19 protein-coding genes and 1 pseudogene are annotated in these 21,433 nt (G+C 69.4%); 17 read left to right on the plus strand and 3 right to left on the minus strand.

Going from position 1 to position 21,433, the window contains the following annotated elements:
• The first annotated feature begins 103 nt into the window (after positions 1-103).
• The gene (locus AB0G56_RS36680; RefSeq protein WP_360978825.1) at positions 104-3,799 is read left to right on the plus strand and encodes a hypothetical protein; all 3,696 of its coding nucleotides are present in this window, start codon (positions 104-106) and stop codon (positions 3,797-3,799) included.
• Between the two features lie 291 nt (positions 3,800-4,090).
• Positions 4,091-4,279 (plus strand): annotated as a pseudogene (locus AB0G56_RS36685) (site-specific integrase); the annotation flags it as partial.
• 67 nt (positions 4,280-4,346) lie between these two features.
• Here AB0G56_RS36685 and AB0G56_RS36690 read toward each other — a convergent pair.
• On the minus strand, positions 4,347-4,961 hold the full coding sequence (locus AB0G56_RS36690; RefSeq protein WP_360978827.1) for a hypothetical protein: 615 nt from the start codon (positions 4,959-4,961) through the stop codon (positions 4,347-4,349).
• Positions 4,962-5,499: 538 nt separating this feature from the next.
• Between AB0G56_RS36690 and hemL the strand changes: the two genes are divergently transcribed.
• The 8 genes from hemL (at position 5,500) to AB0G56_RS36730 (ending at position 13,851) form a co-directional block, all read left to right on the plus strand.
• Positions 5,500-6,816, plus strand: a complete 1,317-nt coding sequence (hemL, locus tag AB0G56_RS36695) for a glutamate-1-semialdehyde 2,1-aminomutase (RefSeq protein ID WP_360978830.1) — start codon at positions 5,500-5,502, stop codon at positions 6,814-6,816.
• On the plus strand, positions 6,813-7,523 hold the full coding sequence (locus AB0G56_RS36700; RefSeq protein WP_360978832.1) for a histidine phosphatase family protein: 711 nt from the start codon (positions 6,813-6,815) through the stop codon (positions 7,521-7,523). The genes hemL and AB0G56_RS36700 overlap by 4 nt, the downstream gene beginning before the upstream one ends.
• 176 nt (positions 7,524-7,699) lie before the next feature.
• Entirely contained in the window at positions 7,700-9,013 is a 1,314-nt protein-coding gene (locus AB0G56_RS36705) for a hypothetical protein (protein WP_360978835.1), read from the plus strand.
• Between the two features lie 66 nt (positions 9,014-9,079).
• Positions 9,080-9,745 carry a TlpA disulfide reductase family protein gene (locus AB0G56_RS36710; protein ID WP_360978838.1) on the plus strand — a complete coding sequence of 222 codons (666 nt, stop codon included), beginning with the start codon at positions 9,080-9,082 and terminating at the stop codon, positions 9,743-9,745.
• A 6-nt stretch (positions 9,746-9,751) separates the two neighbouring features.
• On the plus strand, positions 9,752-10,513 hold the full coding sequence (locus tag AB0G56_RS36715) for a cytochrome c biogenesis protein CcdA (RefSeq protein ID WP_360978841.1): 762 nt from the start codon (positions 9,752-9,754) through the stop codon (positions 10,511-10,513).
• 3 nt (positions 10,514-10,516) lie between these two features.
• A complete protein-coding gene (locus tag AB0G56_RS36720) occupies positions 10,517-12,310 on the plus strand; it encodes a cytochrome c biogenesis protein ResB (RefSeq protein WP_360978844.1) in 1,794 nt (597 codons plus the stop codon).
• The gene (gene ccsB / locus AB0G56_RS36725) at positions 12,307-13,407 is read left to right on the plus strand and encodes a c-type cytochrome biogenesis protein CcsB (RefSeq protein WP_360978847.1); all 1,101 of its coding nucleotides are present in this window, start codon (positions 12,307-12,309) and stop codon (positions 13,405-13,407) included. The genes AB0G56_RS36720 and ccsB overlap by 4 nt, the downstream gene beginning before the upstream one ends.
• A gap of 39 nt (positions 13,408-13,446) precedes the next feature.
• Positions 13,447-13,851 carry an SRPBCC domain-containing protein gene (locus tag AB0G56_RS36730; RefSeq protein ID WP_360978850.1) on the plus strand — a complete coding sequence of 135 codons (405 nt, stop codon included), beginning with the start codon at positions 13,447-13,449 and terminating at the stop codon, positions 13,849-13,851.
• A 56-nt stretch (positions 13,852-13,907) separates the two neighbouring features.
• Here AB0G56_RS36730 and AB0G56_RS36735 read toward each other — a convergent pair whose 3' ends face one another.
• Both AB0G56_RS36735 and AB0G56_RS36740 read right to left on the minus strand, forming a co-directional pair.
• Positions 13,908-14,357: a nucleoside deaminase gene (locus tag AB0G56_RS36735; protein ID WP_360978853.1), complete on the minus strand. Its 450-nt coding sequence runs from the start codon at positions 14,355-14,357 to the stop codon at positions 13,908-13,910.
• A gap of 52 nt (positions 14,358-14,409) precedes the next feature.
• Positions 14,410-15,003: a TetR/AcrR family transcriptional regulator gene (locus AB0G56_RS36740; protein ID WP_360978856.1), complete on the minus strand. Its 594-nt coding sequence runs from the start codon at positions 15,001-15,003 to the stop codon at positions 14,410-14,412.
• A 211-nt stretch (positions 15,004-15,214) separates the two neighbouring features.
• Here AB0G56_RS36740 and AB0G56_RS36745 point away from each other — a divergent pair, with 211 nt between their 5' ends.
• From AB0G56_RS36745 to AB0G56_RS36775, 7 genes are all read left to right on the plus strand, one after another.
• A complete protein-coding gene (locus AB0G56_RS36745) occupies positions 15,215-16,666 on the plus strand; it encodes a menaquinone biosynthesis decarboxylase (protein WP_360978859.1) in 1,452 nt (483 codons plus the stop codon).
• The gene (gene mqnP / locus AB0G56_RS36750; protein WP_360978862.1) at positions 16,663-17,565 is read left to right on the plus strand and encodes a menaquinone biosynthesis prenyltransferase MqnP; all 903 of its coding nucleotides are present in this window, start codon (positions 16,663-16,665) and stop codon (positions 17,563-17,565) included. Before AB0G56_RS36745 ends, mqnP begins: the two co-directional genes overlap by 4 nt.
• A gap of 80 nt (positions 17,566-17,645) precedes the next feature.
• Complete coding sequence (locus AB0G56_RS36755) at positions 17,646-18,320, plus strand: UbiX family flavin prenyltransferase (RefSeq protein ID WP_360978865.1); 675 nt, start codon at positions 17,646-17,648, stop codon at positions 18,318-18,320.
• Positions 18,321-18,432: 112 nt separating this feature from the next.
• Positions 18,433-18,888: an Lrp/AsnC family transcriptional regulator gene (locus AB0G56_RS36760; protein WP_018568246.1), complete on the plus strand. Its 456-nt coding sequence runs from the start codon at positions 18,433-18,435 to the stop codon at positions 18,886-18,888.
• Between the two features lie 49 nt (positions 18,889-18,937).
• The gene (gene mqnE, locus AB0G56_RS36765) at positions 18,938-20,101 is read left to right on the plus strand and encodes an aminofutalosine synthase MqnE (protein WP_360978868.1); all 1,164 of its coding nucleotides are present in this window, start codon (positions 18,938-18,940) and stop codon (positions 20,099-20,101) included.
• A 46-nt stretch (positions 20,102-20,147) separates the two neighbouring features.
• On the plus strand, positions 20,148-20,816 hold the full coding sequence (locus AB0G56_RS36770; RefSeq protein ID WP_360978871.1) for a UdgX family uracil-DNA binding protein: 669 nt from the start codon (positions 20,148-20,150) through the stop codon (positions 20,814-20,816).
• Between the two features lie 16 nt (positions 20,817-20,832).
• Positions 20,833-21,357: a GNAT family N-acetyltransferase gene (locus tag AB0G56_RS36775; RefSeq protein ID WP_360978874.1), complete on the plus strand. Its 525-nt coding sequence runs from the start codon at positions 20,833-20,835 to the stop codon at positions 21,355-21,357.
• Positions 21,358-21,433 lie beyond the last annotated feature (76 nt).

A 21,433-nucleotide genomic window follows, 5' to 3' on the forward strand; every position in this document is an offset into this window, starting at 1 on the left:
GACACGACAGTCGGGCCACCGGCCTGACCATCACCCACCGGACAAAGCAAAACGGTCCGCCGACTCCGTCGGCAGACCGTCACGCAAGATCGAGGTTAGGCGCTTGATAGCCGAGACCGCAAGCGGCTTGGAATCGCTGGACATGCCCGGCGGGTCCGGAACCGCCGTCGGCGGATACGACGGCATCGTCACAGCGTCGCGACCGTCGGCGTTCGTGCCCGAGGGAACTTCGGTGTGGGAGCTGTCTGTTGGCGGCGGCAATAGCAAGGCCGAGGATGACTACGAGAAAAGAATCAAAGGCCCGAAGGGGCTCGCGACCCAAGACGTCACCTACGTAGAAGTCGTCCTCGACACGTGGAGAGATGCTCGAACCTGGGCCGAGCGTCACACCGGAGATGGTCGGTGGCGGGAGGTACGTGGGTACAACCTCGACGGGATCGACCTATGGCTGGAGCAAGCGCCGGCCACCACGGCATGGCTTGCAGCCCGGCTGGGGAAGGCACTGCCGGGCGTGCGGTCTCTGGACTCGTGGTGGACGGACAGTTGGCTCCGGTCGACGCGCATCCCGCTGGACCGAACGGTGGTGCTGGCAGGAAGAGAGAAGGCAGCCGCCGACTTTGGTGCCCTACTCGCCACCGGCCAGTCGGTAACCACGCTAGGTGGTGATCTGCGTCCCGATGAAGTCTGCGCTTTCGTCGCCGCTGCCCTAGAGCAAGAAGGCATCCTGGGGGCCACTCAGGTGGGGGCGCGGGTCCTGTTTGTTTCCGACAGGAGTGGTATTGAGCAACTGGTCACGCAGCGCCAGCCGTTGATCCTGGTCCTCGCCGACCCGGCCCTCGCGCGGGACATTCCGCAGCAGCAGCCTCACCAGTTGGTGTGGGCGGCGATGCCGGGCGCCCGGTGCGACGTGAAGGTACCCAGGCTCCACAGCCAAGTCATCGAGTCCCTGCTGCTCTCCAACGACATGCCGCGTGAGCGTGCGGCTCGACTCGGCGCGCTCGGTCGCCGCAGCCTGCTTGCGCTACGGCGAGCCCTGGCCCACCACCCAGAGCCACTCACACCGGAGCGGGTCTCCACTCTCGATGTGGTCCGCCGACGGCTGCTCCTGGTGAACTCCTGGGCCGGAGACAATCAGGAAGACCGCCGTGTGGTTGGGCAGTGCTCGGGACTTGAGTACGACGAGTTGCAGGAGCGAGCCCGGGAGCTCGCCGCCGGGGCCGACATCCCCTTCCTTGGCTATCAGGAAGGAATTTGGCATGTGCTCGCCGCCGAGGATGCCTGGGCGTTGCTCGGTACGTCTCTCACCAGTGACGATCTTCAATTCTTCCGAAGGGTAGTTCTAGAGGTACTGACTGAAACAGATCCGACCCTCGACCTAGACCCTGGTGAGAAGTGGAAGGCCGGGGTGATGGGCATACGACGATGCTTCTCACACACCCTTCGCGCCGGGCTCGCCCAGTCGCTCGCCCTCCTGGGCACCCTGGGCGCAGACCTACGGGGCCCGGGCGGTGTCACGGGCGATCGGTGGGCACGGTTGCTAGTTCGTGATCTGCTGAAACAGGCCAATGCTGATGACACGTATAGCCTGTGGCGTTCCCTGGGCGATGTGCTCACTTTGCTGGCTGAGGCCGCTCCGGAGGAGTTCATGGAAGCGGTGCACGAGGGCCTCAGCGGCACCACGCCGCTTCACACCGCCATGTTCACAGACAACCAGCCTGACAACATGGGGCTTGGATCCAGCTCTCCTCATACAAGCTTCTTGTGGTCCTTGGAGAGCCTGGCGTGGTCTCCGGAGCACCTCGATGACGCAGTCGACGTACTGACTGCGCTGGCTGTCGTGGACCCGGGCGGCCGGCTCTCGAATCGTCCCCTCGCGAGTCTGGTGGGGATTCTCAGCGCATGGGCTCCGAACACGACCGCCCATGCCGAGGACCGCATAAGAGTAATCCGACGCCTGGTGCGGAGGCAGCCAGCACTCGGCCGCAAGTTGCTCCTCCAGCTCATTCCTGACAGTCACGCTATACAGATGAGCCATCCTGGTCCGCGTTTCCGTGATTGGAAAAGGGCCACCGTCGTCACCCCGCATGATCGATGGAGTGTGATCACCGCCGTGGTCGACCTACTCCTGGACGAGGTCAACGCTGCCCCCGAGCTGTATGCCGAACTGATCGGCAAAATCGACGTTCTCCCTCCCCAACACCGCGCTGAGGTCGCGCGAGGACTGACTGAACTGGGCGGCGACCTGGAAGATGACGATCAGCGCGCGGTTCTCCACCGCGCACTGCGCGACCAAGTCGCCCGGCACCAAGAGTATGCGGACGCCGCGTGGGCGCTTCCTGCGGACGAGCTGGCCCCCCTCCAAGCCGCATGTCAAGCGCTGGAGCCTCGGAATCCGGTGAGGCGATACGCATGGTTGTTCCAATCCGGTTGGATCACGCTCGGCGACATCAGGCGGCGTGATGACTTCGCTGCCTACGACGCGGAACTCCTCGCCCGGCGGGCCGCCGCAGTCGGGGAAATAGTCGTGAATGGAGGGCTGACGGCTCTTGTCGAGCTGGCTTCCGTAGCAGAGTTCGCCGACCTGGTGGGCATCGCTCTTGCCGAGCACTCCGATGACCATGACCAAGAGCTGCTGTCATGGCTTGAGGAGGACGCCTCGCCAGCCAAGGAGGTTGCCGTTGGGTACCTGCGTCGGCGTATGTGGGCTCGGGGGAATGATCTCCGCGACAGACTTCTTTCTCTTACGGAGCTTCCGCATGTTCAGGCAGTGATCCTTCGACTCGGCCCAGAACCAGCCGCCGCGTGGTCCAAGCTCTCGGAACTCAGTCCGGAAGTAGCGGGACATTATTGGCGCGAGTTCTCCTACTTTGGGCTCGGCTCTAATTTCCCACGAGCGCTTGACGCCGCCCGGTCGCTGCTGGGTGCAGGCCGTCCGGCAGCCGCGCTGGACCTCATCCTCCTCTACGACAAGGAAGGGGGTGCTCCAGAGGTCGCTGAGATTGTCGTCACCGGGCTCGAAGACCTCATCGCAGCTAGGTTGAGCGATCCTGAGATCGGGCGACTCAGTTCACGTTTCCAGGATCTATTCACGCTGCTGGCACGGCATTGCGAGCAGGTCGGGCGTCAACGCATCCTCAGGCTGGAGTGGCAACTCTTGCCTGCGCTCGGATTCGACGCTAAGGCTCCGATCCTCCACAAGATGCTGGTCGAGGACCCTGAGGCGTTCGCGGATTTGGTGACATGGTCCTTCCGTCCCAGCACCGCTTCTGACGAAGATACGGTAGATGCCGTAGAGAAGGAGAATAGGCGCAATATTGCGAACCATTCATATCAAGCCCTTCGTGCGTTGCGCACGTGTCCAGGGCTTAAGGCCGACGGGACCCTCGACCCGGTTGCGCTGCGCACGTGGGTCATGACGGCACGGGCAGAATTGGCTTCTAGGGATCGCGCCAGGGTGGGTGACGTGCAGATCGGTCAGGTCCTTGCTTTCGCCCCGCGCGACCAGGACGACCTGCAAGTTCCGGAAGCTGTCCGAGATCTACTTGAAGAGATCAATAGCAACGATCTCGAAAGGGGTCTCAGCATTGGCATCTACAACAAACGAGGTGTGACCAGCCGAGGGCTCCTAGACGGTGGAGTGCAAGAGATGGAGTTGGCCCGGTCCTTCCGGGAGCAGGCCGAACGCGTACGCGCGTGGCCGCGAACCCGAAAGTTGCTCAAAGGGCTTGCGGAGTCGTACGAAGCAGACGCCCGGCGGGAAGACCAAGAGGCAGAGCGACGTCATCAGGGCCTGGAGTAGGCCATGCCGCCAAGACCCGTTGCGAAAGCGCGGGCCGACGCTGCTCAGCGAGCTCAGTTAACAGCAGGTCGCCTTATCGACGTGAGCGACGCCGACACCGACGCGACCCTGGCGCGCGTGAGGCGGCTGCCTGCACCTCGACGCTATCGCCGACCTCGCGGTTCTCTGGATGAGGATCGCCCGTCAGGAGCCCAAGGTTCTTGACGGGCTCGCGAAACTCAGCAGGTGCGTCCCGCTCGAATGGCAGGGGGCCACGGGGGCTGACTGGGCCGAGCGACTGACCGGCGGGAATCCGAGTACGCCAGCCACTCGGACCCGGACTTCACGCTGCGGACGTACACGCACCCGCTGTCGTCCAGCCAGACGCGGACCCGCAAGATGATCGACGACGTCTTCAGTCAGTAGCCAGCACCAGAAGCCCAGGGTGTAGTCAGTAACCCGGCTGCACGAATGTGCCCTCAATGTGCCCCGGGCCCCTGACGGCCCCTCCCCGGCACGTGAAAGGGCGAGGCCCGAAGACCCCGCCCGCCCCTCACGAAACCCCAGCTCAGGGCCACACCAGGCAGTAAGGCTGATGCCCCGCCTCATGCAACCGATGGCTGAAGTCCTGCCACTCGTGCAGCAACTGGTACACGTTGAACGCGTCCCGCGGCCCCCCGCGGTCCGGGACCGTGGACCAGATGAAGGCCGCCGCGCCCACCGCCTCCTCGCCGATGTCGCGGAGGGGGTCGACGACGGTCATGGGGAGTTTGACGACGGCGTAGTCGGGGTGCAGGACGACCAGTTCGAGGGGCGGGACCCGGTGGAGGGGGACGCCCTCGATGCCGGTGAGGACCATGGCGGCCATGGTCTCCGGCTTGATCTTGGTGAACATGCCGTTCATGCCGAGTTCGTCGCCGCCGAGTTCCTCGGGGCGCATCGAGATCGGGACCCGGGCCGCGGTCGCGCCGTCCGGTGCGCCGAAGTACTTGTAGGTCACCCCCACCCGACCACCATTCCTGCTCCCCGCCCGGAGGCGATCGGCCCGCTCGGGATCACCCGGTGCACCCTGTGCCTGACGTGCTGCGGCGGTTTCCTCCGCGTCGCGCCGGTGCCTTCCCCGCCGGGCACGCCGAGGACCCAGGTCGTCAGTCCCCTCGCCCAGTCCGCCACCGCGATGCATATCTCCACCCGACTGCTTTTCTAGGACGCGTGGCCCCGGCCGCGCAACCCGATCATCGTGTCAGTGACCTCCCCCACGGCCGCACGCCGAAACGTGCGTCGAAACATCTCCCCGCGGGATCTTCGTGGCCGTCCGCACGACCCTGCCACGACTTTTTCCTCCTGCTCCGTCCGTCCGGCCCGAGGCACCTGTGAGGGGCGCCCGGCGCCGCGCGCACGTCCTCGCGCGCCCGTCCCTGCGCACCTGTCCATACGTACGAGGAGCCCAGTTTCTCAGATGGGGCGGGCGGAAGCCGCTTCTTCGGCCACCGGGCCGCGGCCGGGTATGCGGTCGGGCCCGCTCCGCTCCCGGCGTCCCGCGCCCCCTGGCCTACCCTGAACAGGGCACCGGACAGGTCACGGCCCGCCGGGCGCCGCCCAGCACCGCCCACCGGATCCGCCGAAGCCGCCGCCCGGCCCGAGCCCCAGCAAGCCCCAGCCAGCACCGGAAAACCCCCGAGAGAACCGAGAAGTCGGAGAAGTCGGAGAAGTCGCAGGTCATGAGCGAACTGCCATACCCATACGAAGCCCCCGCCTCACAGGCGCTGTTCGACCGTGCGGCGGCGGTCACGCCCGGCGGCGTGAACTCGCCGGTGCGTGCCTTCCGTGCCGTGGGCGGTACGCCCCGGTTCATGGTGTCCGGCAGCGGGCCGTACCTGAAGGACGCCGACGGGCGGGAGTACGTCGACCTCGTGTGCTCCTGGGGGCCGATGATCCTCGGGCACAGCCACCCGGAGGTGATCGCCGCCGTGCAGGAGGCGGTCGCGCACGGTACGTCCTTCGGCACGCCCGGTGAGGGCGAGGTCGCGCTCGCCGAGGAGATGACCGGGCGGGTGGGGCCGCTGGAGCAGGTGCGGCTCGTGTCCAGCGGCACCGAGGCCACCATGTCCGCGATCCGGCTCGCCCGCGGGTTCACGCAGCGCACCAAGGTGGTCAAGTTCGCCGGCTGCTACCACGGGCACGTCGACTCGCTGCTGGCCGCCGCCGGCTCGGGCGTCGCCACCTTCGCGCTGCCGGACACCCCGGGCGTCACCGGCGCCCAGGCCGGCGACACGATCGTCCTGCCGTACAACGACCTCGAAGCGGTGCGCGCCGCCTTCGCCGCCCACCCGGGCGAGATCGCCTGCGTGATCACCGAGGCCTCGCCGGGCAACATGGGCGTCGTGCCGCCGCTGCCCTCCTTCAACCAGGGGCTGAAGGACCTGTGCCGGGAGAACGGCGCGCTGTACATCTCCGACGAGGTCATGACCGGGTTCCGCACCAGCCGCGCCGGGTGGTACGGCGTGGACGGGGTCGAGCCCGACCTGATGACCTTCGGGAAGGTGATGGGCGGCGGCTTCCCGGCCGCGGCCTTCGGCGGACGTGCCGAGGTCATGGCGCACCTCGCGCCGGCCGGGCCCGTCTACCAGGCCGGCACCCTGTCCGGGAACCCGGTCGCCACCGCCGCGGGCCTCGCCCAGCTGCGGCTGCTCGACGACGCCGCCTACGCCAAGGTGAACGCCGTCTCGCAGCAGATCCAGGCCATGGTCTCCGAGGCGCTGACCAAGGAAGGCGTCGCGCACACCGTGCAGAACGCCTCCAACATGTTCTCGGTGTTCTTCACCGGCCGGCCGGTGCGCAACTACGACGACGCCCGCGCGCAGGAGTCGTACCGCTACACCGCCTTCTTCCACGCGATGCTGGCGAACGGCGTCTACCTGCCGCCGTCGTCCTTCGAGTCCTGGTTCGTGTCCACCACCCACGACGAGCAGGCGCTCCAGCGGATCGCCGACGCCCTCCCGGCGGCGGCCCGCGCGGCGGCGGAGGCCACGGCATGAGCGAGCGGCTGAACAAGGAGAACGGCATGGGCGACAAGGACGTCACCGTCGTCCACCTCATGCGGCACGGGGAGGTCGAGAACCCGACCGGGGTGCTGTACGGGCGGCTGCCCGGCTACCACCTGTCCGACCTGGGGCGGCAGATGGCCGAGCGGGTCGCCGAGCACCTCGCGCCCCGCGACGTCACGTACGTCGTCGCCTCGCCGCTGGAGCGGGCGCAGGAGACGGCGACGCCGATCGCCAAGGCGCACGGGCTCGACCTCGCCGCCGACGAGCGGCTGATCGAGGCGGAGAACGTCTTCCAGGGCAAGACGTTCGGCGTCGGCGACGGCGCGCTGCGCCGGCCGGGGAACTGGAAGCACGTGGTCAACCCGTTCAAGCCGTCCTGGGGCGAGCCGTACGTCGACCAGGTGGTGCGCATGATGGGCGCGCTGAACGCGGCGAAGGACCGGGCGCGCGGGCACGAAGCGGTGCTCGTCAGCCACCAGTTGCCGATCTGGATCGTGCGGTCCTACGTGGAGCGGCGGCGGCTGTGGCACGATCCGCGCAAGCGGCAGTGCACACTGGCCTCGCTGACGACGTTCACCTACCTGGGCGACCGGATCGTCTCCGTCGGCTACAGCGAGCCGGCCCGGGACCTGGTGCCGGCTCATCTCCTGGCGGGTGCCAAGCCGGTGAAGGGGCAGGGGAAGGCGTTCGGGGCGTAGCTCCGGCCCAGCCCCCATAGAGCACGCAGCGTAAGGAGACCGTAAGCCTTCGGTCACGTACGCACAGTTTCGTTACGTTTGTTGTGAAATTCATATGGGTTCACGGAACCCTGTCGTTCGTCACGTCCTCTGAATGAGTGACCAGCATTCGCAGGACGTGACGGATCGGGGATCTCATGCGCACCTTCTCCCGGAGGGGAATACTCGGCCTTGGCGCGGGCACCGCTGCTGCCGTCGGACTCGCGGGCTGCGGCGGCTCCAAGTCTTCGGACGGCTCGGGCGGTGCCGGCGGTTCCGGTTCGGGCGCGGGGTCGCAGGGCAAGGGCTCGCAGCAGCCCGCCCGCCCCATCGGTGACGGCTCGACGTCGTTCACCGGCAAACAGGCGCACCAGCCCGCCAAGCCGACCCCGCTGGAGCCGGGCCAGACCCCGCCGCAGTTCGTCATCTTCTCCTGGGACGGCGCGGGCGAGGTGGGCAACGGCCTCTTCCCGCGCTTCCTCGACCTCGCCAAGCAGCACGAGGCGAGCATGACCTTCTTCCTCTCCGGGCTCTACCTGCTGCCGGAGTCGAAGAAGCGCATGTACGAGCCGCCGAACAACGCGCGCGGCGCCTCCGACATCGGCTACCTCACCGACGAGCACATCAAGGCCACGCTCACCAACGTGCGCCGCGCCTGGCTCGAGGGCCACGAGATCGGCACCCACTTCAACGGCCACTTCTGCTCCGGTCACGGCACCGTGGCGAACTGGACGCCGGGGCAGTGGCGCAGCGAGATCGACCAGGCCAAGGCGTTCGTGAAGCAGTGGCGGACCAACACCGGCTGGACCGACCTGCCCTCCCTGCCCTTCGACTACGACAAGGAGCTGGTCGGCGGCCGCACGCCCTGCCTGCTCGGCCAGAACAACCTGCTGCCCACGGCCAAGAAGCTGGGCTGGCGCTACGACGCCTCCTCGCCGGGCGGCCGCCAGGTGTGGCCGCAGAAGAAGCTGGGGATCTGGGACCTGCCGCTGCAGCAGATCCCCTTTCCGGGCCACTCCTTCGAGGTCCTCTCGATGGACTACAACATGCTCGCCAACCAGTCGGTGAACTCCACCAAGGCGCCGCCCGCCAACTACCCCGGCTGGCGCAAGCAGTCCGCCCAGTCCTACATCCAGGGCTTCCAGCGGGCGTACCAGACGAACCGGGCGCCGTTCTTCATCGGCAACCACTTCGAGCAGTGGAACGGCGGCATCTACATGGACTCCGTCGAGGAGGCCTTCAAGCACATCGCGGCCGAGCGGGACAAGGGCGCCGACGTGCGCCTGGTCTCCTTCCGGCAGTTCGTCGACTGGATGGACGTCCAGAAGCCGGAGGTGCTGGCCAAGCTGCGCACCCTCGAGGTCGGGCGGCAGCCGGCGGGCGGCTGGAAGGAGTTCATGAAGGACACCGGCCCGGGGACCGCCGGCAGCACCGGCACGCAGAGCGGGACGGGCACCTCGAACGCCGCCTGATATGCGGTTTTCCGCCCGGCAGGGGGGCGCGCAAGATCCGCGGAACAGGCATGCGAAACTTTTCACATGAGTGCCGCCAGCCGCGCCCCCCAGTGCTCGAACCGGGCGAACCGTACGTCCCGTCCGCACCGCACGCGCACGACCCGTGCCCGCGGCCGCGCCGCCCTGCTCGCCGCCGGGACCGCCGCGCTCGCACTCGCCCTGACCGCCTGCGGCTCCGGCGGCACCTCCGGCGGCTCGGGAAAGAGCAACTTCATCACCGGCTCCGACGGCATCGCGACCGTGAAGAAGGGCGACCGCAAACCCGCGCCCGACCTCTCCGGCAAGACCATCGACGGCAAGCAGATCGACGTCGCCTCCTACAAGGGCAAGGTCGTCGTCCTCAACGTCTGGGGCTCCTGGTGCGCGCCGTGCCGCGCCGAGGCCCCCAACCTGGTCGAGGTCGCCAAGGACACCGCCGCCAAGGACGTGCAGTTCGTCGGCATCAACACCCGCGACACCAGCACCCAGCCGGCCCAGGAGTTCGAGAAGAGCTACGGGGTGCCGTACCCGAGCCTGTACGACCCCACCGGCAAGCTGATGCTCCGCTTCAAGAAGGGCACCCTCAACCCGCAGGCCATCCCGAGCACCCTCGTCATCGACCGGGACGGGAAGATCGCGGCGCGCGCCCTGCAGGCGCTCAGCGAGGAGAAGCTGCGCAAGATGCTCGACCCGGTCCTCGCGGAGAAGTGAGCCGTCGTGCTACTGGCCGCAGCCACTGACCCCAACCAGACGGTGTTCAGCGGAGCCCTGCTGCTCGCGCTGCCCGTCGCCGTGCTCGGCGGGCTCGTCTCCTTCTTCTCGCCGTGCGTCCTGCCGCTGGTCCCCGGCTACCTGTCGTACGTGACCGGCGTCACCGGCACCGACCTGGCCGAGGCGCGGCGCGGGCGGATGACCGTGGGCGCCTCGCTCTTCGTGCTCGGCTTCACCGTGGTGTTCGTCTCCGGCGGCGCGCTGTTCGGGTTCTTCGGGCAGACCCTCCAGGACTACAAGGGGACGCTGTCCAAGGTGCTGGGTGTGCTCATGATCCTCATGGGCGTCTTCTTCATGGGCCTGATGCCCTGGCTGACCCAGCGGGAGTTCCGCTTCCACCGGCGGCCGGCCACCGGCCTGGTGGGCGCACCCGTCCTCGGCGCCCTGTTCGGCGTCGGCTGGACCCCGTGCATCGGCCCGACCCTCGCCTCCGTCGTGGCGCTCTCCTCCAACGAGGCCAGCGCCGGGCGCGGCGCCCTGCTGACCGTCGCCTACTGCGCCGGACTCGGCATACCGTTCGTGCTCACCGCCATCGCCTTCCGCAAGGCCCTCGGCGCCTTCGGCTGGGTCAAGCGCCACTATGTCTGGGTGATGCGCATCGGCGGCACGATGATGATCGTGACCGGTGTGCTGCTGCTCACCGGCGCCTGGGACCGGCTGGTGCAGGAGATGCAGACCTGGTCCAGCGGCTTCACTGTGGGGATCTGATCCATGAGCAAGACGACACCCGGCACGAGCGCCGACGAGAACCCGGCCGTGCCTCCCCCCGGTGAGGACGACCTGGGCGCGGCCGGCTCGCAGCTGTCCACCGCGCCCACCGAGACGGCCGTCCCCGGCTCCTTCGGCGGCAACCGCGCCCCCGGCCTGGCCGGCCGGCTCGCCTGGACGGGACGGGAGGTGCTCGGCTGGACCCGCTGGTTCTGGCGGCAGCTGACCTCCATGCGGGTCGCGCTGCTCCTGCTGTTCCTGCTCTCCCTCGGCGCCATCCCCGGCTCGCTGATCCCGCAGACCGGCAGCGACGCGCTGAAGGTCGAGACCTTCCGGCAGAACCACACCACGCTCGCGCCCCTCTACGACAAGCTCGGCCTCTTCCACGTCTACAGCTCGGTGTGGTTCTCCGCCATCTACATCCTGCTGTTCGTCTCCCTCATCGGCTGCATCGTGCCGCGCACCTGGCAGTTCACCGGCCAGCTGCGCAGCCGCCCGCCGGGCGCGCCCAAGCGGCTGACCCGGCTGCCCGCGTACGCCACCTGGCGCACGGCCGCCGCGCCCGAAGAGGTCCGCGAGGCCGCGCTGAAGACGCTCAGGCAGCGCCGCTTCCGCGCCCACCTGGCCGGGGACGCGGTCGCCGCCGAGAAGGGCTACCTGCGTGAGGCCGGCAACCTGCTCTTCCACATCGCGCTGATCGTGCTGCTGGTCGCCTTCGGCTGGGGCCAGTTGTTCAAGACCGAGGGCAACAAGCTGATCGTCGAGGGCGACGGTTTCGCCAACACCCTCACCCAGTACGACGACTTCAAGTCCGGGAACCTGTTCAACGACGACAGCCTGGTCCCCTTCAGCTTCAACCTGGAGAAGTTCACCGGCACCTACGAGACCAGCGGCCCCAACAAGGGCACGCCGCGCACCTACCAGGCGGCCATCGACTACAGCGTGGGCGCCGACGGCAAGGAACGGCACAAGATCATCAAGGTCAACGAGCCGCTGGAGATCGACGACGCCAAGGTCTACCTGGTCGCCCACGGCTACGCCCCGACCGTCACCGTGCGCGACGGCAAGGGCAACGTGGTCTACCACCAGGCCGTGCCGCTGCTGCCGCTGGACTCCAACGTCACCTCGCAGGGCGCGATCAAGGTGATGGACGGCTACCGCAACCCGCAGGGCAAGAGCGAGCAGCTCGGTTTCGCGGCGGTCCTGGTGCCGACGTTCGCCGGGGCGGGCAAGGGCACGATGTTCTCCCAGTTCCCCGCGCTGAACTTCCCCGTCCTGTCGGTGGGCGCCTACCACGGAGACCTGGGCGTGGACGCGGGCACCCCGCAGAACGTCTACCAGCTGGACACCAAGAACCCGAACCTGAAGCCGTTCAAGGACGCCCAGGGCAACATCCTGAAGAAGATGCTGCTGCCCGGCGAGAGCCTGGCCCTGCCGAACGGGGCCGGCTCCATCACCTTCGACAAGGACATCAAGGAGTGGGCCGGCTTCCAGATCGTCCAGCAGCCCGGCACCGGCTGGGCACTGACCGGGGCCGTCTCCGCGATCTTCGGACTGGCCGGATCGCTGTTCATCCAGCGCCGCCGGGTCTGGGTGCGCGCGGTGCGGGGCGCCGACGGGGTGACGGTCGTCGAGGTGGCCGGTCTGGGCCGCAGCGAGTCGGCGAAGCTCCCCGAGGAGGTCGGCGCGCTGGCCGCCCTGGTCCACGACAAGGCACCCACCCAAGCCGTCACCGACTCCGACCCGGAGCCGGGCGCCGTCACCCCCGTACCCGCCGAAGGGGCTGAGAAGAAGTGACTCCCGCAGCCACGCAGCTGGCCGTCGCCACCAACGAAAATCTCGCACACCTCAGCAACACGCTGATCTACTCCTCGATGGCCGTCTACATGCTGGCCTTCTTCGCCTACATCGCGGAGTGGCTCTTCGGCAGCCGCAGCAAGGTGGCCCGCACGGCCGCGGCGCTGACCGCCAAGGGGGAGACGGCCCGGGCCGCGGGCCCGGCCGTGGCGGTGAGGTCCGCCGGTGGCACCGCCGTCCTGGAGCGGCCCGAGGTCGTCGTGCGGTCCGCCTCCGGCTCCCGTGACATGCCCGACGGGCCGGGCGCGCACGGCGGTGACCAGCAGGGCGACCTGTACGGCCGGATCGCCGTCTCGCTCACCGTGCTCGCCTTCCTCGTGGAGCTGGGCGGCGTCGTCGCCCGCGCGGCCTCCGTGGAGCGGGCGCCGTGGGGCAACATGTACGAGTTCAACATCACCTTCTCCACGGTCGCGGTCGGCGTGTACCTCGCGCTGCTCGCCCTGAAGAAGAACGTGCGCTGGATCGGCCTGTTCCTGACCACCACGGTCCTGCTCGACCTGGGCCTCGCCGTCACCGTCCTGTACACCGCGAGCGACCAGCTGGTCCCCGCCCTGCACTCGTACTGGCTCTACATCCACGTCTCCACCGCGATCTTCTGCGGCGCGGCCCTGTACGTCGGCGCGGTCGGCACGCTCGCCTACCTCTTCAAGGACTCCTACGAGAACAAGCTGGCCGGTGGCGGCGAGCCCGGCTCCTTCGCGAAGTCGGTGCTGGAGCGGCTGCCCTCGGCCGCGTCGCTGGACAAGTTCGCCTACCGGATCAACGCGGGCGTCTTCCCGCTGTGGACGTTCACGATCATCGCGGGCTCCATCTGGGCCGAGTCGGCGTGGGGCCGCTACTGGGGCTGGGACCCCAAGGAGACCTGGGCCTTCATCACCTGGGTCGCCTACGCCGGCTACCTGCACGCCCGCTCCACAGCGGGCTGGAAGGGCCGCAAGGCGGCGTACATCGCGCTGATCGCCTTCGCCTGCTACCTGTTCAACTACTACGGCGTGAACATCTTCGTGAGCGGCAAGCACTCGTACGCGGGCGTCTGAGGGCCGCTAAGCCCTGTCGCCCGGGGGAACACGGGTGGTATGACCGGTTGCATCGAACAGGGCACCAGCCAGACCCACGGCAACACGCACATCCTCGGCTTCCTGGTCCGGCTTCCCCGGCCCATGGGGGCGGTCTGGCCGGCGCTGTCCACCCCGCAGGGGCTCGCGCTCTGGTTCACCCGCGCCGACGAGCTGGAACCCCGGCTCGGCGGCGCGGTCAGCCTGCACGGCCTCGGCAGCGGGCACATCACCGCCTGGGACGTCGACCGGGTCGCCGAGTACACCGTGGACGGCGGCGGCCGGATCCGCTTCCACCTGGAGCCGGACGGCGAGGCCGGCTCGCTGCTCCGCTTCACCCACGAGTTCCAGGGCGAGGGGGAGTCGGAGCAGGCCTGGCGGACCCGTTTCGAACGCCTCATCGAGAACCTGGGGGCGGGGGAGTAGGGCCCCATGTGCCCCCGGGCACCCCATGTGCCCCGGGCCGTCCCTCCCGGGGCCGGCTACTCCCCGATGTCCTCCCGCCACAGCCGTGGACGGTCCCGTACGAAGCCGCTCATCAGGCGCACGCACTCCGGGTCCTCCAGGAGCACGATCTCCACGCCGTGCTCCGCCAGCCAGTCGTGGCCGCCGTGGAAGGTGGACGCCTCCCCGACGACGACCCGGGAGATCCCGAACTGGCGGACGAGACCGCTGCAGTACCAGCAGGGCGAGAGCGTCGTCACCATCGTCGTCCCCCGGTAGGACCGCTGCCGTCCCGCCGCACGGAACGCGGCCGTCTCCGCGTGCAGGGACGGGTCCCCGTCCTGCACCCGCCGGTTGCGGCCCCTCCCCAGCAGCGTCCCGTCGGCCGCGTAGAGCGCCGCGCCGATCGGGATGCCGCCCTCCGCGAGCCCGGTGCGGGCCTCGGCGAGAGCGGTGGCGAGCCATGCGCGTGCCTGTGCCGGGTCCATACGCTCAACTGTGCGGGCGCCGGCGCCGCAGGGCAACGACCCGGCGGGGCCCTCAGGGGGCCAGCGAGCGGCAGATGCGGTCCGGCAGCAGACGGGCCGCCTCCGCCAGGTCGACGTCCTCGACGCCGGACAGCCAGCGCCGGGCCGTGGCCACGATCGGGCCCATCACCAGGGCTTCGATCAGCGGGGCGGGCAGCGCCGCGATGTCCCCGGCCGCGATGCGGGGCCCCAGCCAGCCGGCGAACCCCGACAGCCTCGCCTCCTGCGTCTCGTGCACCTGCCGCCCCTGGCGCATCGCCGCCCGCGAGGTGCCGGAGGAGTGCAGGAAGAGGGCGGCGTCCCGGTGCTCCTGGATGAACGTCAGGTACGCCCGTACGAGCGCCCGGACGCCGGTGTGCAGGGTGCGCGTGGGCTCGAGCGCCGTCAGCAGGGCCTCCAGCAGGCGGGTGTTCCAGCGGGTGTGGAGCGCGCTCGCCAGCCCCTCGACGCTGCCGAAGTGGTGGTACAGGCTGCCCATGCTCACCCCGCTGAGCGCGGTGACCGCGGTGACGGTCAGGCCGTGCTCTCCCGCGACGGCGTGCACGCGCAGCGCGGCGTCCAGGAGCAGGTCGGCCGTCGCCTCCCCGCGTCGCTGCTTGGGGCTCATGCGACCCAGTGTAACTTTCTAGAAAAACCTTCTAGTTCACCGCTTCCTCCGTCTTCCACGGGCAGCGCCTTCCCGCACGGGTTGGAACAGGAGCGGTTCCTGCGCGCCACGCCGGCCGAAGGCCCGGAGCCGGCGTCCCGCCCCCGCCACGCCGCCGCTCCGGCACGGGGCGGTCGCGGGGGCCGCGCCCGCCTCGGCGATACTGGACCCCATGGCTTACGACGATCTTCGCTCCCTGCTCAGGGCGCTGGAGCGCGAGGGCGACCTCAAGCGCATCAAGGCCGAGGTCGACCCGTACCTGGAGGTCGGTGAGATCGTCGACCGGGTGCAGAAGTCCGGCGGCCCCGCGCTGCTCTTCGAGAACGTGTCGGGGTCGGCGATGCCGCTGGCCATGAACGTCTTCGGCACCGACCGGCGCCTCCTGAAGGCGCTCGGCCTCACGTCGTACGCGCAGATCAGCGACCGGATCGGCGGGCTGCTGCGGCCCGAGCTGCCGCACGGGTTCGTGGGCGTGCGCGAGGCGTTCGGCAAGCTCGGCGCGATGGCCCACGTACCGCCGCGCAAGGTCAAGGAGGCCCCGGTCCAGGAGGTCGTCCTGCGCGGTGACGACGTCGACCTCGACGCGCTGCCCGCGCTGTTCACCTGGCCCCAGGACGGCGGCTCCTTCTTCAACCTGGGGCTCACCCACACCAAGGACCCGGAGACGGGCGTCCGCAACCTCGGCCTGTACCGCCTCCAGCGCCACGACCGGCGCACCATCGGCATGCACTGGCAGATCCACAAGGACAGCCGCAACCACTACCAGGTGGCGGCCGGGAAGGGCGAGCGGCTGCCGGTCGCGATCGCCTTCGGCTGCCCGCCCGCCGTGACGTACGCCTCCACCGCCCCGCTGCCCGGCGACATCGACGAGTACCTGTTCGCCGGGTTCCTCGCGGGCAAGAGGATCGAGATGGTGGACTGCAAGACCGTCCCGCTCCAGGTCCCGGCGCAGGCCGAGGTCGTCCTGGAGGGCTGGCTGGAGCCGGGGAGGACGCTGCCCGAGGGCCCCTTCGGCGACCACACCGGTTTCTACACCCCGCAGGAGGCCTTCCCGGCGCTCACCATCGACTGCGTGACGATGCGCAGGCGCCCGCTGCTCCAGTCGATCGTCGTCGGCCGCCCGCCGACGGAGGACGGCCCGCTGGGCCGCGCCACGGAACGCTTCTTCCTGCCCCTGCTGAAGATCATCGTGCCGGACATCGTGGACTACCACCTGCCCGAGGCAGGCGGCTTCCACAACTGCGCGATCGTCTCCATCGACAAGAAGTACCCCAAGCACGCCCAGAAGGTGATGCACGCCATCTGGGGGGCGCACATGATGTCGCTGACCAAGCTGATCGTGGTCGTCGACGCGGACTGCGACGTGCACGATCTGCACGAGGTCGCCTGGCGGGCCCTGGGCAACACGGACTACGCCCGTGACCTCACGGTCGTCGAAGGCCCCGTCGACCACCTCGACCACGCCTCCTACCAGCAGTTCTGGGGCGGCAAGGCGGGCATCGACGCCACGAGGAAGCTGCCGGAGGAGGGCTACACCCGCGACGGCGGCTGGCCGGAGATGGTGGTCTCCGACCCGGAGACCGCCGAACGGGTGACGCGACGTTGGAAGGAATACGGACTGTGAGCAGCGCCTCCGCAGCCATCCCGCAGCCCGGACGCACCAAGGCGTTCCTCAGGCTGGTCATGATCGAGCACTCGGTCTTCGCGCTGCCCTTCGCCTACACCGCCTCGCTGACCGCGATGTACGAGTGGGACCGGAACATCCACTGGGCGCGGCTGCTCCTGGTGACCGTCTGCATGGTGGGGCTGCGCACCTTCGCCATGGCGGTGAACCGGATCATCGACCGGGAGATCGACGCCCGCAACCCGCGCACCGCGCACCGCGAGCTGGTCACCGGCGCGATGTCCGTGCGGCACGCCTGGACCGGCGCCCTGATCGCCCTCGTCGTCTTCCTCGGCGCCGCCGCCCTGCTCAACCCGCTCTGCCTGGCCCTCGCCCCCATCGCGGTGATCCCGATGGTGGTCTACCCCTACGGCAAGCGGTTCACGAACTTCCCGCAGGCCATCCTGGGCCTGGCCCAGGCGATGGGCCCGATCGGCGGCTGGCTCGCCATCAGCGGCGAGTGGTCCTGGAAGGCCGTGATCCTGGGCCTGGCCGTGGGCGTGTGGATCGGCGGCTTCGACCTGATCTACGCCTGCCAGGACGTCGAGACCGACCGGCAGGCCGGCGTCCGGTCGGTCCCGGCCCGCTTCGGCATCCCGGCCGCGATCTGGGGCGCCCGCGCCTGCCACACGGTCACCACGGCCCTGTTCGTCTGGTTCGCCCTCGCCACCGGCGCCGGAGCCTTCTTCTGGCTGGGCCTGGTCGTGGTCGCCGGGGCGTTCGTCTACGAGCACACCATCGTCCGCCCGCACGACCTGTCCCGCCTGAACCGGGCGTTCTTCAGCGTCAACGGGTTCATCGGCATCGCGCTCTTCGTGTGCGCCCTGCTGGACCTGCTGGTGCGGGGTCTGAGCGTCTGAGGAGGCGCCCCCGGCTCCCGTCGGCCCCGAGGAACCCGGCCGGTCCTGAGCACCGTTCACCACGCCGGTAGGCTCGACATGTGAACGCAGGAGAAACGCAGCGCAGGCCTTGGATCGTGGGGGTGTCCGGGGCGTCCGGAACGCCGTACGCGGCCGCTGTGCTGCGTGGGCTGATCGACGCGGGGCAGAGCGTCGACCTGGTGGTGAGCCGGGCCGCGCGACTGACCCTGCTCGACGAGACCGGCATCTCCTTCCGGGACGCCCACTGGCGTGCCGACCTGCGGGAATGGCTGTCCCTCGGCGCCGACGGCAAGCCAGGCACGTTCGAGGCGGACGTCGCGGACGTACGGCACTGGAGCGCCGGCGACCTCGCGGCCGGGCCGTCCTCGGGGTCGTACCCGGCCCGGGGCATGCTGATCGTGCCCGCCTCGACGGCGTGCGTGGCGGGCGTCGCGCTCGGACTGTCCAAGGACCTGCTGCAACGGGCGGCGAGCGTGACGCTCAAGGAGCGCAGGCCACTGGTCGTGGCCGTTCGGGAGACCCCGCTGAACGGACCGACGCTGCGGCAGCTGGTCGCACTGGACGAGGCGGGTGCCACCGTCCTGCCCGCCTCGCCCGCCTTCTACGCCGGCGCGACGCACATCCAGCACCTGGTGGACTTCGTCGCCGGCCGCGCCCTCGACGCGGTGGGCGTACCCCACCGGCTCTACCGCCGCTGGGAGGGCGAACTGGGCGGCGCGGCCCGTCCCGAGTGAGCGGGAGCGGCGCGAACGACACGGTCCGGCAGGCAGGCGGAGCAGTACCGGCACCACCACACTCGGCACTTCAGGACTTCAGGAACTTCTTTCAGCGGAAGGCTTCGATCGCATGGACGCGGTGGACAGGCAGCTCATCCAGGCACTGAGGGAGAACGGACGGGCCTCCTACGCGGAACTGGGGCGCCTCGTCGGCCTGTCGGGGCCGAGCGTCACCGACCGCATCAACCGGCTGGAGGCGGCCGGGGTCATCACCGGCTACCGGGCCACCGTGGACTCCGCCTCGCTCGGCCTCGGTGTCATCGCCCTCATCGGCATCTCGCTCTCCGACGCCGCCGACCACGAGGACGTCGCGCAGCGGCTGAAGGACCTGCCCGAGATCGAGGACTGCTGGTTCATCGCGGGCGACGACTCCTTCATGCTCAAGGTGCGCGCCACGGACGTCGACGGTCTGGAGAGGATCATCCGGCGGCTGTCCGGCACCAAGGGCGTCTCCCGGACCCGTACCACCATCGTGCTCTCCACGAAGTGGGAGAACCGGGTGGGCGAGCTGCCGGAAGAGGTCTGACGGTCCAGGCGTACGGTTGACGGAGTCTTTCGGAGAAAGAGGTAGGGGTATGGACGTCGGGCTCAAGCGCGAGCTGGAGGAGAAGGTGAGGGCGGGTGTCCGCCTGACCCGCGAGGACGGCATCGCGCTGTACGAGTCGGACGACCTGGCCTGGCTGGGCGGTCTCGCGCACGAGGTGCGGACGCGGAAGAACGGCGACGTCGTCCACTTCAACGTCAACCGGCACCTCAACATGACGAACGTGTGCACCGCGTCGTGCGCCTACTGCTCCTTCCAGCGCAAGCCGGGGGAGAAGGACGCGTACACGATGCGCATCGAGGAGGCCGTCAAGCTCGCCAAGGCGATGGAGGCGGACAACCTCACCGAGCTGCACATCGTCAACGGCCTGCACCCGAACCTGCCCTGGCGCTACTACCCGCGCTCGCTCAGGGAACTGAAGGCCGCGCTGCCCGGCGTGTCGCTGAAGGCGTTCACGGCCACCGAGATCCACCACTTCGAGACGATCTCCGGGCTGAGCGCGAGCGAGATCCTGGACGAGCTGATCGACGCCGGCCTGGAGTCGCTGACCGGCGGCGGCGCCGAGATCTTCGACTGGGAGGTCCGGCAGCACATCGTCGACCACCGCACCCACTGGGAGGACTGGTCGCGCATCCACCGGCTGGCGCACGAGAAGGGCCTGAAGACCCCGTGCACCATGCTGTACGGGCACATCGAGGAGCCCCGCCACCGCGTGGACCACGTGCTCAGGCTGCGCGAGCTGCAGGACGAGACCGGCGGTTTCCAGGTCTTCATCCCGCTGCGCTACCAGCACGACTTCGTCGACATGAAGGACGGCAAGGTCCGCAACCGCCTCCAGGCGCGGACCACGATGGCGACCGGCGCCGAGGCGCTGAAGACCTTCGCCGTCTCCCGGCTGCTGTTCGACAACGTCCCGCACGTCAAGGTGTTCTGGGTGATGCACGGCGTGCGGACCGCTCAGCTCGCGCTCCAGCACGGCGCGGACGACATGGACGGCTCGGTCGTCGAGTACAAGATCACCCACGACGCGGACGACTTCGGCACGCCGAACAAGCTGACCCGCGACGACCTGCTGGAGCTGATCCAGGACGCGGGCTTCCGCCCGGTCGAGCGCAACACGCGCTACGAGATCCTCCGGGAGTACGACGGCCCGGACGCCGGCCGCCGCGAGTCGCCGCAGCCCATGCGGGTCTGACCCCGCCCCGCCGTGCGGCCGGGTGCCGCACGGGTACCCGGCCCGCATGGCCACCACCAAGGCGAAGGCGTCCGCGGCGGCGCCCGAGGACGCCTACACCGCCGCGCCGTTCGTCCCGGACGGCGCGGACCTCGCCGCGCTGCGCCGCGCCGCCGCGCAGTGCCGCGGCTGCCCCCTGCACCGGGACGCCACGCAGACCGTGTTCGGCGAGGGCGCCGCGCACGCCCGGGTGATGCTCGTCGGCGAGCAGCCCGGCGACCAGGAGGACCGGCAGGGCAGGCCGTTCGTCGGACCGGCCGGAAAGCTCCTGGACCGGGCCCTGGCCGACGCCGGCATCGACCCGGGCGAGGCCTACGTCACCAACGCGGTCAAGCACTTCAAGTTCACCCGCTCCGAGCCGCGCAAGCGGCGTATCCACAAGGCGCCGAACCTGCACGAGACGGCCGCGTGCGGCCCCTGGCTCGCGGCCGAGCTGGCGCTCGTCGAACCCGAACTGATCGTGGTCCTGGGCGCGACCGCGGGCAAGGCGCTGCTCGGTTCGTCGTTCCGGGTGACCGAGGTGCGCGGGACGGTGCTGGAGCGGGAGATCCACGGCCGTCCACAGCGGCTGGTGCCGACCGTGCACCCCTCCTCCGTGCTGCGCGCCGACGACCGCGAGGGCGCCTACCGCGGACTGGTGTCAGACCTGAAAGTGGCTGCCGGAGCGATGAGGTAATAGGTACGATGCCCGCATGCCTATTACTTTCACCCTGGACCCGTCCGTCGACCGAGCCCTGCGCGACGGCATCCTCGACCTGTGGACCGATGTGACGGACGCGGGCGGAGCGGTCGGATTCGTGGCGCCCGCCTCGCGGGAGGCGATCCGCCCGGAGCTGGTGAAGCAGTTCGTGGCGATGGCCGAGGGCCGCTCCCGGCTGCTCGTCGGCCACGACGAGGAGGGCAGGATCGCCGCGACGGCTTTCCTGACCTTCAACCGGGACGACCTGTCGGCCCACTGGCTGTGGCTCTACACGGTGATGGTGCACCCCCGTCACCAGGGCAAGGGATACGGGCGCGACCTGCTCGCGGCGGCGGCCGACGCGGCCCGCGGCTGCGCCGGCATCGAGGCGATCCGGCTCGGCTGCCGCGGCGGACAGGGCCTGGAGCGGTTCTACGCCTCCTGCGGTTACAAGGAGGTCGGCCGGATCCCCGGCGCCACCCGGGTGGGCCCCGGCGACGACCGGGACGAAGTGATCATGTTCATGCCGTTGACCTGAGCCTTCCCGGGCCCGCGCGACCCGCGTGCGGGCACGGGCCCCGCCCGTGCTTCACTGGACGGAGCCCTTTGGCCTT

The sequence above is a fragment of the Streptomyces sp. NPDC021356 genome, from assembly GCF_040641015.1.
Taxonomy (GTDB): Bacteria; Actinomycetota; Actinomycetes; order Streptomycetales; family Streptomycetaceae; genus Streptomyces.